A 12,868-nucleotide genomic window follows, 5' to 3' on the forward strand; every position below is an offset into this window, starting at 1 on the left:
GCGCTTGCTCAAGGTGTCCAGTCCACAGCGTGGTCCTGCAAGTAGGTGTCCACCGCGGCGCCCACCGTGGGCTGGAAGATGTCGCTGCCGATGTGGCTCAGCACCTCGAGGCGCAGCAGCTTGTCCCTCACCGGGTCCTTGACCTCGGCAAAATGCAGCTCCACACCGGCCTCGCGCAGGGTCTGCTCAAGTTCCACGAGCATGTCGGCGGAGGTAACGTCCACGCTGGTCACCGGTTCCGCCGCGACCACCACCCGCCGCACCTCGCCGTCCGACCGGGCGACAGCTTCCAGCACGCAGCGCTGGAACAGCTCGGCATTGGCGAAGAACAGCGGCGCATCCCAGCGAAACAGCACCAGGCCCGGCACCCGGCGTGCATCGGGGTAGCGGGACACATCGTGGTAGCCGCGGATGCCATCGACCCGGCCCAGCACCGCATAGTGCGGCCGCCAGCCGTCCCAGAGAAACTCGATCACCGCGATGACCACCGCAAGGCCGATACCCGGCACCGCACCAAACACCGCCACCCCGACGAAGCAGGTGATGGACAGCCAGAACTCCCAACGTTGGATGCGGTAGATCCGCGCCAGGTCCTTGAACTCGAACAACCCGATAGCCGCGGCGATCACCACCGCCGCCAGGGCGCTTTGCGGCAGGTGGCGCAACAGATCAGGCGCAAACAACAGCAACGCCGCCACGCCCAGGGCGCCGAACACACCCGCCAGCTGACTGCGCGCCCCCGCTGCCTCGGCCACCGGCGTGCGGGACGAACTGCTGCTGATGGGAATGCCCTGGAAGAACCCCGACGCCAGATTGGCCAGCCCCAGCCCGACCATTTCCTGGTTCGGGTCGACCTGGGCGCGGGTCTTGGCGGCGTAGGTGCGCGACAGCACGCTGGTGTCGGCAAACGACACCAACGCCACCGCCGCGCCACCGATGGCCACGGTGGCCAGGTCGTTGAAACCGATCAATGGCAACGCGAACCCTGGAAGGCCCTGGGGTAATGACCCGACCACCTTAACCGCGTGGGCGGCTTCCAGGCCCATCAGCCCGCAGATCCCAGTCGCGGCCACTACGGCGATCAGGATGCCCGGCAAGCGCTCCCAGCGCTTGAGCAGCAGAATGATCACCAGCGTACCCGCCCCCAGGGCGAAGGCATGCCAGTTGGCCTTGCCGTCCAGCAGGGCGTTGACCAATTGCAGGCTATCGCGCAGCGGCCCGGCGCTCTGCCCAGAGATGCCGAACAACTTGGGCGCCTGGCTGACCAGCACCGCCAAGGCGATGCCGTTCATGTAGCCATAACGGATCGGTTTGGACAGCAGCTCGGTGATGAAGCCCAGGCGCAACAGGCCCGCGCCGATGCAGATCAGCCCCGATACCAGCGCCATGGCCGCTGCCAGGGTGACCGCCCGCCCCGGGTCGCCCGCCGCCAAGGGCAACACCACGGCCAGGATGATCGGCACCAGCGCCGAGTCTGGGCCCAGCACCAGGATGCGGCTGGGCCCGAACAGGGCGTAGGCCAGCAAGGGCACGATCGTCGCGTACAGGCCGTGGATGCCCGGTACGCCGGACGCCTGCGCGTAGGCGATGCCGACCGGCACCAGCATGGCGGTGAGCACCAGCCCTGCGACCAAGTCCTTGGGCAGCCATGCCATCGGGTACTGACGTACCACACGCAAGCCCGGTATCCAGCGCTGCAAGCCACGGTCGACCGGCTGCGCCGCATAGGCCAAGGGCTTTGGCGGTGGTGTCGAGGTGTCCATGCCCGCCTGGCCTCAGTATCGCTCGGAGACCATCTTGAACGGGTACGGCACCGCCTTGTACTTGCCGATCTTGCCGCGCTTGGGCAGGGCGATCTTCTGCTTGGCACTCAGGTCCTGGTAAGGGATCTGCTGCAGGAAGTGGCTGATGATGTTCAGTCGCGCCTTGCGCTTGTCTTCGGAGCGCGCCATGAACCACGGTGCCCAGGACGAATCGGAGGCTGCGAACATATCGTCGCGGGCGCGGGTGTAATCGTCCCATCGGGTGTAGGACTTGATGTCCATGGGCGAGAGCTTCCACAGCTTGCGGCCATCGTTGATGCGATCTTGCAAGCGGCGGGTCTGCTCCTCGGCGCTCACCTCCAGCCAGTATTTGATCAGGATGATCCCCGAGTCGACCATCATCCGCTCGAACAGCGGCACCACGGCGAGAAACTTGTGCGCCTGCTCTTCGGTGCAAAAGCCCATCACCCGTTCGACGCCGGCGCGGTTGTACCAACTGCGGTCGAAGATCACCACCTCGCCGGCTGCCGGCAAGTGGGTCAGGTAGCGCTGGGCATAGATCTGGGTTTTCTCGCGCTCGGTCGGCGCCGGTAGCGCCACCACACGAAAGACGCGAGGGCTGACCCGTTCAGTGAGTGCCTTGATCGTCCCGCCCTTGCCGGCGCCGTCGCGCCCCTCGAAGACCACGCACACCTTGAGCCCTTTGGCCACCACCCACTGCTGGAGTTTGACCAGTTCCACATGCAGGCGCTTGAGCTCTTGTTCGTAGGTTTTGCGTCCCAGTTTCTCCGGCAGCTCGTCCTTGTGCTTCTTGTTCACAGCCTTGGCCATCGCCTACTCCCCTCGCAAACCGTTGGTTGTCCCGGCAGCGCCGAGACGCCTGAGCCTGGCGCTTGAGTGCGGCAGGTCAGTGGAGTATGGATGAGCCATGGCACTTTGCCTGTGGGCAGGACAGGATGCCGCAGCCGGGGCTTATAGCCACCAGGCCAACACCGCTGGCAACCAGGCGAAAGACAGCACCGTCGAGCACATCACCAGGTTGGCTACCTGTTCGGGTGATCGATTGGCGCGCACCGCCAACAGATAGTTGAACACCGCCACCGGCATGGAAGACTGCACCACCAGCACCGCACGCTCCAACGATTCCAGCCCCAGCGCAGTACCCACGCCCCACCCCACTGCCGCCCCCAGCACGATGCGCAGACCACCCAGTAACAGGCCACTGCCCACGTGGTGCAGGCGGATGCTGGCCAGGGACACGCCCAAGGTGAGCAACATCAAGGGGATGGTCATGCCGCCGAGCAGGTCCGCGGTGTTGGCCAGCCAGCGCGGCAGCTCCAGGTCCAGGAAGATGATCGGCAGGGCCCCGGCCAGGCTGATCACGATCGGGTTGCGCAGCAGGGCCTTGAACGACGCGCTGGCCCCGGACATGGCGATGCCTAAGGTGAACTGGAAGATCGACAAGGTCAGAAAGAACGCCACCGCCAGCGCCAGGCCATGTTCGCCGAAGGCGTACAGGCTGATCGGCAAGCCCATGTTGCCGGTGTTGGGGAACATGAATGCCGGCATCAGCACGCGCCAATGCTGGCCCGAAGCGCGGCTGACGAGAAACCCGGCCAGCGCCATGCCCAACATGCACAGCACGCACGCGACGGCCATGCTGGTGAAGGCTGCGGGGTCCAGTTGCGTGCGGCTGAGGGTCGAGAGCACCAGTGATGGGGTGCCGACCGTCATGACGATGCGGGCGATGAATTCGGTGGGGTAGTCCAGACCACGGCGGGCCCAGCCATAGCCGATGCCGGCAACGATGAAGACAGGCGCCAGGACGGCGAACAGCGAAGCCAGCATGAAGCGGATCCCCCAGAAGTCGAAGCGACATTATGCGGTTTTCCTCCCAGAACGGTGAAAACGCGTTGGCCTATACCCGGTCCGGTGCGGCTTCTGGTCGCAGGGCCCGGCCACCGCCCAGGCTTTAGAATCGCGCCTCCTTTTCGCCCCCGGCCATGCCGTCATTGCAGACGGTTGAGCCGCACCTCGCTCGCACCGACAGCCAGGCATACCCGCGCAGCCCTTGCGCCCACCGAAAAGGCACACTTTCGGCGTTTTCCAACTAGAGGTAACTATGTCTCCGCGTTTGCTGGCCATGGCGCTGGCACCCCTGCTCGGGCTATTCATCATTGCCCTGGGCAACGGCTTCCTGTCCTCCCTCACCACGTTGCGCCTGGGCTCGGCCGGCGAATCGGCCACCATGATCGGCATCGTCTCGTCGGCCTACTTCATCGGCCTGACACTCGGGGCGATCTTCAACGACCGGTTGATCCTGCGCATTGGTCATATCCGTGCCTACACCAGCTTCGCCTCGCTGATCGCCGCGACCATCCTGCTGCAGGGCCTGTTCTACGACACCACCTGGTGGTTCGCTTTGCGCCTGATCAACGGCTGGGCTGCGGTCGGTGTGTTCCTGGTCATCGAGAGCTGGCTGCTGCTGGCCGGCGATCCAAAGATACGTGGCCGTCTGCTGGCGCTGTACATGATCGCCTTCTACGGCGCCGGGGTCCTGGCCCAGGCGACGCTAGGCGAAGTCACCGGCTGGGGCGAGACCGCACCGTTCATGGTCGCCGGCATGCTCGCCACCCTGTCGGTGCTGCCGATCGTGATTCTGCCGCGGGTCTCGCCACTGCTCGATCAGGTCGAACCGCTCAAACCGCGCCAGCTCCTGGGCATCGCCCCGACCGGCTTGGTCGGCTGCTTTGGCTCGGGCGTGGCCATCGCCGGGATCTACGCCCTGCTGCCGCTGTACCTGCAACGCATCGGCCTGGACGTAGGCGAGGTGGGCAACATGATGGCCTGGGTGATCCTCGGCGCCATGTTGCTGCAATATCCTGTTGGGCGTTGGTCGGACCGCAAGGACCGGCAAAGCGTGCTGGTCGCCCTGGCGGCGATGTGCACCGTGCTGTCGGTGGTGATCGTTCTGCTGCCGGCTGAGTCGCAGTGGTTGCCAGCGATGCTGTTCTTGCTCGGCGGCGGCGTATTCGCCTTGTACCCGGTGGCGGTCAGCAGCGCGGCCGACCGTGCCCCGGCCGATGCGCTGGTGCCCATGATCCAAGGCCTGCTGTTGATCAACTCGCTGGGCTCGTCGATGGCCCCGCTGGCGATCTCTCCGGTGATGAACGTCTACGGCGAGACGGGGCTGTTCTGGGCCTTTGCGGTGATCAACCTGGCGATGGTGGGTTTCTTCCTGTGGCGCCGCGGCAAGCGCCCGGCCCCGGAACATCCCGCGCCCTTCGCGCCGACGGCCACCTTTTCGCCCACCGGCGCCGAGCTGCGGGTGACCGAGGAGCTGATGCATGCGGCCCAGGAGCATCCGCCGATGGGCGAGACAGCGAACGGGGAGACCCCTTCGTCGCGCACAGAACCCTCCTCCTGATGGGCTGACCGGGCAAGGCCCTGTGGGAGTGTCAGGCCGACGCTCCCACTTATCTCTTCTCCCCTTACCATCCGTCGCCTGAAGGGCACCCTGCCCCGTCTCCCATGGCCGAACGCAGGACAATCATCCCGACAGGAGATTCGCCATGGTTCGTTTCCAGCCCCTGTTCCTCGCCCTGTGCCTGGGCCTGACCACCACTGCCAGCCTGGCCGCCACCGATATGAACGGCACCGACACCCACCCCAAGGCCGACCACTCCTCCGGTGAGCATTCCCAAGGCACCACCGGGAGCCAAGGCAACAGCGTCAACGACCCTGATAGCACCCGCGATAACGACAGCACCGATACCAACTCCAGCTCTGACGTGCCCGACGGCACTACCGGGGGCTCCAATAACACCGGCGAGGCCACCGGCACCGGTGCAGGCGCCTCGGGCGGTGCCGCCGAGGATCAGGACAGCCGCTGAGCAGACGTTGGATTGGCCTGGAATAGATGCGGGGCCAAACCCGAGGATGGCATGAGGTGCTGACCTGGATCGTGTGGGGGGTTCAACCGCCAAGAGGCCACCTCAGGGCCGCTCCGCAAGGGTCACCGCCAGTAGCGCGGGTCGTCCACCACCTGTTCATGGGCCTGGAACAACACCGGCAACTGCTCCTTGAGAAAATCCAGCCAGGTGCGGACCTTGGCGTCCAGGTAATGCCGCGACGGGTAGATCGCATAGATCTCCCGCTGACGCAGCCGATGGGGCGCGAGCAATCGGCACAGGCGGCCTTGCTCGATGGCCTGGGTAGCTGAGTAATACGGCAACAGGCCGATGCCCATGCCAAGCTCCGTCGCCTTGAGCATGGCGTCTGCCACATTGGTCAGGAAGGTGTCCTGGGGCACGATCACGCAAGGGTCTGCCCCTTCGAACGACCAGTCCTCCTCGAACAACGGGTCCACTGTGCGCAAGCACACATGTTGGTGCAGGTCTTCCGGGCGCTGAGGCACGCCATGACGTGCCAGGTAATCGGGCGAAGCGCAGAGAATGCTGTGGATGCTGCCCAGGGGGATGGCGATCAGTTGCGAGTCCGGCAGGCCCTGGCCGATGGCGATCACCACGTCCTGGCCGTCCGCCAGCGGGTCCGGGTTGCGCTGGGACAACGTGAGTTCCATGACCACTTCCGGGCAGGTAGCGTTGTAGCGGGCCACCAGCGGCATCATCAACAGCCCCAGACCATGAGTGCAATGCAGGCGCAATCGACCACGGGGGGTGAGGTGGGCTCCGCGTGCCTCGTCCATGGCTTCTTCGGTCAGCAGCATGATCTGCCGCGAGCGCTCGAGGAACCGCTCGCCCGCCTCGCTCATGCGCAGACGCCGGGTGGTGCGGTGCAGCAGGCGGGTCTGCAGCTGGTTTTCCAGTTCCGCGACGATCCTCGACACCTGGGCGGCAGAAATGTCCAGGGCGTTGGCGGCGGCGGCGAAACTGCCGCATTCCACAACCCGGGCGAAGGTTCGCATGGCGTGCAGCATGTCCATGATGTGTCTTTCCCTGTGACCTATTCGTGCATTCGAGGCAGGAATCTATCACGGATCAGAGTCTTTATTGGCGATACCCAAGAAACACATCATGAGTCAACGCCAAACGAGAACATCGCCATGAAACCTTCGATCGCCTTCTTCACCTTGTTCGCCGCTCTGGCTTCGTTCGGTGCCGTCGCCGATCCTGCGAACAGCCAGCCCGTAGCGGCCACCAGCGAGACCTATGAATACGGGATGCCCTTGGATGTGGCCAAGGTGATTTCCATCACCCCGGCGAGCAATGCGGCCGATTGCGCGGTGGGCACCGCCCATATGGTCTACATCGATCACCAGGGCCAGACCCACAAGGTCGACTACCGGGAAATGGGCAACTGCTCGCAGCTGTAACAGGAATTACGCCAGCAACTGCTCGATCCAGCGCACCTGTCGAGCCACTTCCTGGGCCTTTTGTGTCGGCACCGCCTGCCGGGCACGGGCGAAGTGGGCCATGACCCGCTGCTTGCGTTGCAGGTTCAGGCCCCATTTGGCCAGAAACGCAGGGCTGCGCTCCTGCATCAACAACGGCCCGAAATACAACTCCTCTGGGGAGTACGCTACCGCCTGACACGGTTCGGCCACGATGATCTCGTAGGTGAACTCGTTTTCCTCAAGCAACTCCTCGCAAACGATACGGTAGTCGTTTTCCATCAACCACTCGCGCAGGGTGCCTTCACGCACGTTCGGCTGCAGGATCAACCGCTCCTTGCCGCTCAGGCGATGCTTGCCCCGCTCGAGGATCTCGCGGATCTTCTCCCCGCCCATGCCACACAGGCTGATGGCGTCGATGCGATCCTGTGGCTCGATGGCTTCCAGACCGTCGGCCAGGCGCACGGTGATCGCCTGCTCCAGGCCGTTCTTGCGCACCTTGCGCTGGGCCGAGCGAAACGGCGTCATCGCCGCCTCGCCGGCCACGGCGGCTTCGATTCGGCCACGCAGCATCAGCGCCACCGGCAGGTAGCCGTGGTCTGAGCCGATATCGGCCAGGCGTGCCCCAGCCGGCACATGGTCGGCCACGCGCTCCAGGCGCATCGACAATGTCTGTTCGTTCAACCCTTGCCCCTTTTCGCATCAATCGACCGGCGCCAGTGGCCGGTTCGGGGCGCGATTCTGACGAGCAATGCCCGGCATTTCAAATACCGCCGACCAGAGCCACCGCTCGACCCGCTTGGGCCGCTCGCGTAGGCTTGCTGGTTTCCTTCCGTTGCAAGGCAAATACCCTCATGGCAAACGCAGACATCACCTTCATCCCGGACCCGGACCCGGAGTCCATTTCCTCCGACGTCGCGGATTTTCGCGGCCTGCTGGTCACCACCCAGATCCCGACCCGTGCCGACGGCAGCCTGGAGCTTGGCGGCATCGTCGAGCAGAGCGAATGCACACTCCGAGCGCTCAAGGACGCCCTGGAGCGCGCCGGCAGCTCCATGGACCGCGTACTGCACCTGACCATCTACCTGACCGACATGGCCGATCGCCCGGCGTTCAACGAGGTGTACCAGCGTTTCTTCGCCAAGCCTTGGCCTGTGCGCGCGGCGGTTGGCGTGGCGGCCCTGGCGGTCGAGGGGATGCGGGTGGAAGTCACGGCAATGGCAGCCAAGGCCTGAGCCGGTCCTCAAAGCTGGGCGTCATTAAAGCCCTGCCTCCCACACGGGTCGCGCCAGGCCCTGTGGGAGCGGGTTTACCCGCGAATGCGGTCGCGAAACCACCGACGCACCCGCGGATTGCCCAGCGCCCCACCACACGGGGCACGCCATCGGACAGCCGATGGATGCCCCCGGGCCATTTCACCGGTACAATGCGCGCCTTGACCGTGACAGCCCGACCCTAACGACATGTCCCTCCCAAAGAATCACCTGGAACTGCTCAGCCCCGCCCGTGACGTGGCCATCGCCCGCGAAGCGATCCTGCACGGCGCTGACGCCATCTATATCGGCGGCCCGAGCTTTGGCGCCCGCCACAACGCGTGCAACGAAGTCAGCGATATCGCCGAGCTGGTGGAGTTCGCCCACCGCTACCACGCGCGCGTCTTCACCACCATCAACACCATCCTGCATGACAACGAGCTCGAACCTGCCCGCCAGCTGATCCACCAGCTGTACGATGCAGGCGTCGATGCGCTGATCGTCCAGGATTTGGGGGTGATGGAGCTGGACATCCCACCGATCGAGCTGCACGCCAGCACCCAGACCGACATCCGCACCCTGGAGCGGGCCAAGTTCCTCGACCAGGCCGGCTTCTCCCAACTGGTCTTGGCACGCGAGCTGAACCTGCAGCAGATCCGCGCCATCGCCAGCGAAACCGACGCGGCCATCGAGTTCTTCATCCATGGCGCCCTGTGCGTGGCCTTCTCCGGCCAGTGCAACATCTCCCACGCCCAGACCGGGCGCAGCGCCAACCGTGGCGACTGCTCCCAGGCTTGCCGCCTGCCCTACACCCTCAAGGATGACCAGGGCCGCGTGGTAGCGTTCGAGAAGCACCTGCTATCGATGAAGGACAACAACCAGACCGCTAACCTGCGCGACTTGGTCGATGCCGGCGTGCGTTCGTTCAAGATCGAAGGCCGCTACAAGGACATGGGCTATGTGAAGAACATCACCGCCCACTATCGCAAGGAACTCGACGCCATCCTCGAGGACCGCCCGGACCTTGCCCGCGCCTCCAGCGGTCGCACCGAGCATTTCTTCGTGCCGGATCCGGACAAAACCTTCCACCGCGGCAGCACCGATTACTTCGTAACCGACCGCAAGATCGACATTGGCGCCTTCGACTCGCCCACCTTCACCGGCTTGCCGGTGGGCGTGGTGGAAAAAGTCGGCAAGCGCGACCTATACGTGGTCACCGAGGTGCCGCTGACCAACGGCGACGGCCTCAACGTGCTGGTCAAGCGTGAGGTGGTGGGCTTTCGTGCCAACATCGCAGAACCCAAAGGTGAATTCGAAGAGGACGGCCAGAAGCGCTATCGCTACCGCGTCGAGCCCAACGAAATGCCCGAAGGCCTGCACAAGCTGCGCCCGAACCATCCGCTCTCGCGCAACCTGGACCACAACTGGCAACAGGCGCTGCAACGCACCTCCGCCGAACGTCGTGTGGGCGTCGAGTGGCACGCCGTGCTGCGCGAACAGCGCCTGGCGCTGACCGTCACCAGCGAAGAAGGCGTCAACGTGCAGGTCGCCCTGGACGGCCCGTTCGGCGAAGCCAACAAGCCCCAGCAGGCCTTGGACCAATTGCATGATTTGCTCGGTCAACTGGGCACCACCCAGTACTACGCCCATGCCATCGAGCTGGACGCCCCGCAGGCGTACTTCATCCCCAACTCGCAGCTCAAGGCCCTGCGCCGCGAAGCCATCGAGGCGCTGACCGAGGCGCGGGTCAAGGCCCACCCCCGTGGCGGGCGCAAAGCCGAGACCACACCGCCACCGGTGTATCCGGAGGCGCATCTGTCGTTCTTGGCCAACGTCTACAACCAGAAGGCCCGCGACTTCTATCATCGTCATGGGGTCAAGCTGATCGATGCCGCCTTCGAGGCGCACGAAGAGCACGGCGAGGTGCCGGTGATGATCACCAAGCACTGCCTGCGCTTCTCCTTCAACCTGTGCCCCAAGCAGGCCAAGGGCGTCACCGGCGTACGCACCAAGGTCGCGCCGATGCAGCTGGTGCATGGCGATGAAGTGCTGACCCTGAAGTTCGACTGCAAGCCCTGCGAGATGCATGTGATCGGCAAGATGAAAGACCACATCATCGACCTGCCAAGCCCGGGCAGCGCCGTAGCCCAGGTGGTCGGACACATCAGCCCGGAAGACCTGCTCAAGACCATCCCGCGCGCACCGCACTGATGACGAAACCGGGGGCCCTGTGCCCCCTTTTTCGTGCCCGCTCACGACGCTTCGAAATTGGTACTGTGGTACACCAAATACCACTGTAAATGATAATACCTATCAGTTAAGATCCGCAGCTCCCGCCCTCCCTAGGATCGTGCTGTCGATGCGTCGTGCGTTCGTTTCTCTCTGCCTGATTCCCGCTATTTCTCCCGTTGCCCTGGCCGACTCGCAGGCCTCGCCTGCTCTTGAGTTGCAAGCGGTCAACATCGATGCCACCAGCGACCTGGAGCGCGCCGACGGTCCGGTGATCGGCTACATGGCTACGCGCTCAGCCAGTGCCACACGCACGGACACCGCGCTGCACGAGACGCCTCAATCGATCAGCGTGGTACCCAGCGATGTGCTGCAAGACACCGCCGCCACCCGCTTGCAGGATGGGCTGGACTATGCCGGTGGTGTGGGACGAGCCAACAACTTCGGCGGCCAGGGCCTGACCACCTTCACCGTGCGCGGCTTTACCACTGGCGAGTACTACCGCAATGGTTTCCCCATCAACCGCGGCTACCCCAACGCGCCGGATGCCAACACCGTCGAGCGTCTGGAGATCCTGCGCGGCCCGGCGACCAGCCTGTACGGCCGTGGCGATCCCGGTGGCACTTTCAACGTGGTCAGCAAGCAGCCGCTGGCCGACCCCAAAGTCACCTTGGGCAGCCAGTTCGATGACCAAGGGATGCACCGCGCCACCCTCGATGCCACCGGTCCGCTCGACGAGGAAGGCCGCCTGGCCTACCGCCTGAACGTACTCGGCGAAGGCGGCGAGACCTTCCGCGACGACGTGCAGACCGAGCGCTACGACGTCGCACCCGTGCTCAGCTGGCAGGTCAACGACACCACACGCATCGTCTTCGAAGGCGATTTCATGCGCAACAACCACCCTCTGGACCGCGGGCTGACACGCTTTGCCAATCAGCGCGACCGAGCTTCGCGCGATACCAACGTCTGGGAAAAAGGCTCCGACAACCTGCTGCACAACGACAACAACATGGCCCAGCTGCGCTTCGAGCATCAGCTCAACGAGGACTGGACCCTGGGCGGTGGCATGCAGTGGCTCGACGGCACGCTCAAGGGCAATGCGGTGGAAGCCAATGAACTGCAAGCCGATGGCCGTACCCTCGGGCGCAATTTCAGCTATCGGAAACTGCAATGGACCGATCGGGACTACCAGCTCAACCTGACCGGGCACTTTGAAACCGCAGGTTACGCCCATACCTTGCTGACCGGCATCGAATACGAAGACTACGACTACCAATCCATCATCCGGCGCTCGGCCAAAGGCAGCACGGCCTACCCGATCGACCTGTTCGATCCAGTCTTGGGCCAGCCACGCCCTGCCCTCACCCGCACCACTACCGACGACAAGGAAAACCTCAAGACCTGGGCAGCGTTCATCCAGGACCAGGTGGCCCTCACCGACCGCCTCAAGGCCCTGGCGGGCTTGCGTTTCGAGCGATTCGAACACCAGTACGACAACTACCTGCCGGGCGCTGCTGACTGGACCGCCGCCGATAACGCCGTCACCCCTCGTCTGGGTCTGATGTACGACCTGACCGACACGCTCGCCGTCTACGCCAACACCGCCCGCTCGTTCAAGCCCAATAGCGGTGCCAGCCGGCAAGGCCAGGGCTTCGACCCGGAAAAAGGCAAATCGTACGAGGTGGGTGTGAAGTGGGAGGCGTTGGATCGCCAGTTGAGCGTCGATGCGGCGATCTACCACATCGTCAAGGAAAACGTCCTGGCCAACGACCCGCTGGACCCCACCGGCACCTACAAGGTGGCCGCCGGCAAAGTACGCAGCCGCGGCCTGGACATCACCGTGGCCGGCAATCTCACCCCCGAGTGGCGGATGATCGGTGGCTATGCCTACGTCGATGCCGAAGTGACCAAGGACACCAGCCTGCCGACCGGCACCCGCCTGGCCAACATTCCGCGCAACAGCTTCAGCCTGCTCAACACCTATGAGTTCCAGGACGGTGGCCTCAAAGGGCTGGGCCTGGGCATGGGCGTGAAGTACGTGGACGACCGCGCCGGCCAGACCGCGCCGCAGACCTACACCATGGAGCAGTACACCGTGGTCGACCTGCTGAGCTTCTATCAGGTCAACGAGCACGTACGACTGAACCTGGACCTGAAGAACCTGTTCAACAAGGAATACGACGAAGGCGCCTTCAACAACTACGTCTACCCCGGTGCGCCACGTACCGTGCAGGCCGGCGTAAGCTACACCTTCTGATCGAGCGGTTCCC

11 protein-coding genes are annotated in these 12,868 nt (G+C 64.4%); 6 read left to right on the forward strand and 5 right to left on the reverse strand.

The features are described from left to right. Positions 1-8 precede the first annotated feature (8 nt). The 3 genes from R6G97_RS06815 to R6G97_RS06825 form a co-directional block, all read right to left on the reverse strand. Positions 9-1,763, reverse strand: coding sequence for a SulP family inorganic anion transporter (locus R6G97_RS06815; RefSeq protein ID WP_102081693.1), 1,755 nt, complete (start codon positions 1,761-1,763; stop codon positions 9-11). A 12-nt stretch (positions 1,764-1,775) separates the two neighbouring features. After that, a complete protein-coding gene (ppk2, locus tag R6G97_RS06820) occupies positions 1,776-2,594 on the reverse strand; it encodes a polyphosphate kinase 2 (RefSeq protein WP_070573793.1) in 819 nt (272 codons plus the stop codon). A 141-nt stretch (positions 2,595-2,735) separates the two neighbouring features. Beyond that, a complete protein-coding gene (locus R6G97_RS06825; protein ID WP_070573796.1) occupies positions 2,736-3,611 on the reverse strand; it encodes an AEC family transporter in 876 nt (291 codons plus the stop codon). A gap of 274 nt (positions 3,612-3,885) precedes the next feature. On the opposite strand from R6G97_RS06825, the gene R6G97_RS06830 reads away from it, so the two are divergent. Together R6G97_RS06830 and R6G97_RS06835 are read left to right on the forward strand one after the other, a co-directional pair. Further along, positions 3,886-5,190, forward strand: coding sequence for an MFS transporter (locus tag R6G97_RS06830; RefSeq protein ID WP_043210748.1), 1,305 nt, complete (start codon positions 3,886-3,888; stop codon positions 5,188-5,190). 145 nt (positions 5,191-5,335) lie between these two features. Then, positions 5,336-5,656, forward strand: a complete 321-nt coding sequence (locus R6G97_RS06835; RefSeq protein WP_070573800.1) for a hypothetical protein — start codon at positions 5,336-5,338, stop codon at positions 5,654-5,656. A 122-nt stretch (positions 5,657-5,778) separates the two neighbouring features. On the opposite strand, the gene R6G97_RS06840 is transcribed toward R6G97_RS06835, so the two are convergent. Further along, positions 5,779-6,708 carry a LysR family transcriptional regulator gene (locus R6G97_RS06840; protein WP_043213317.1) on the reverse strand — a complete coding sequence of 310 codons (930 nt, stop codon included), beginning with the start codon at positions 6,706-6,708 and terminating at the stop codon, positions 5,779-5,781. Between the two features lie 120 nt (positions 6,709-6,828). On the opposite strand from R6G97_RS06840, the gene R6G97_RS06845 reads away from it, so the two are divergent. Next, positions 6,829-7,098 (forward strand): DUF2790 domain-containing protein, encoded by a 270-nt coding sequence (locus R6G97_RS06845; protein WP_043213319.1) that lies wholly within the window; start codon positions 6,829-6,831, stop codon positions 7,096-7,098. Between the two features lie 6 nt (positions 7,099-7,104). On the opposite strand, the gene R6G97_RS06850 is transcribed toward R6G97_RS06845, so the two are convergent. Beyond that, positions 7,105-7,800, reverse strand: coding sequence for a tRNA (adenine(22)-N(1))-methyltransferase (locus R6G97_RS06850; RefSeq protein WP_317847927.1), 696 nt, complete (start codon positions 7,798-7,800; stop codon positions 7,105-7,107). 170 nt (positions 7,801-7,970) lie between these two features. Here R6G97_RS06850 and R6G97_RS06855 point away from each other — a divergent pair, with 170 nt between their 5' ends. From R6G97_RS06855 to R6G97_RS06865, 3 genes are all read left to right on the forward strand, one after another. Next, positions 7,971-8,351, forward strand: coding sequence for a RidA family protein (locus R6G97_RS06855; RefSeq protein ID WP_182819011.1), 381 nt, complete (start codon positions 7,971-7,973; stop codon positions 8,349-8,351). Positions 8,352-8,579: 228 nt separating this feature from the next. Continuing rightward, positions 8,580-10,580 (forward strand): peptidase U32 family protein, encoded by a 2,001-nt coding sequence (locus R6G97_RS06860; RefSeq protein WP_317847928.1) that lies wholly within the window; start codon positions 8,580-8,582, stop codon positions 10,578-10,580. Between the two features lie 148 nt (positions 10,581-10,728). Beyond that, complete coding sequence (locus tag R6G97_RS06865) at positions 10,729-12,855, forward strand: TonB-dependent siderophore receptor (protein ID WP_317847929.1); 2,127 nt, start codon at positions 10,729-10,731, stop codon at positions 12,853-12,855. The last annotated feature ends 13 nt before the right edge of the window (positions 12,856-12,868 follow it).

Source organism: Pseudomonas sp. HTZ2 (genome assembly GCF_033173945.1).
GTDB classification, from domain to species: domain Bacteria; phylum Pseudomonadota; class Gammaproteobacteria; order Pseudomonadales; family Pseudomonadaceae; genus Aquipseudomonas; species Aquipseudomonas guariconensis.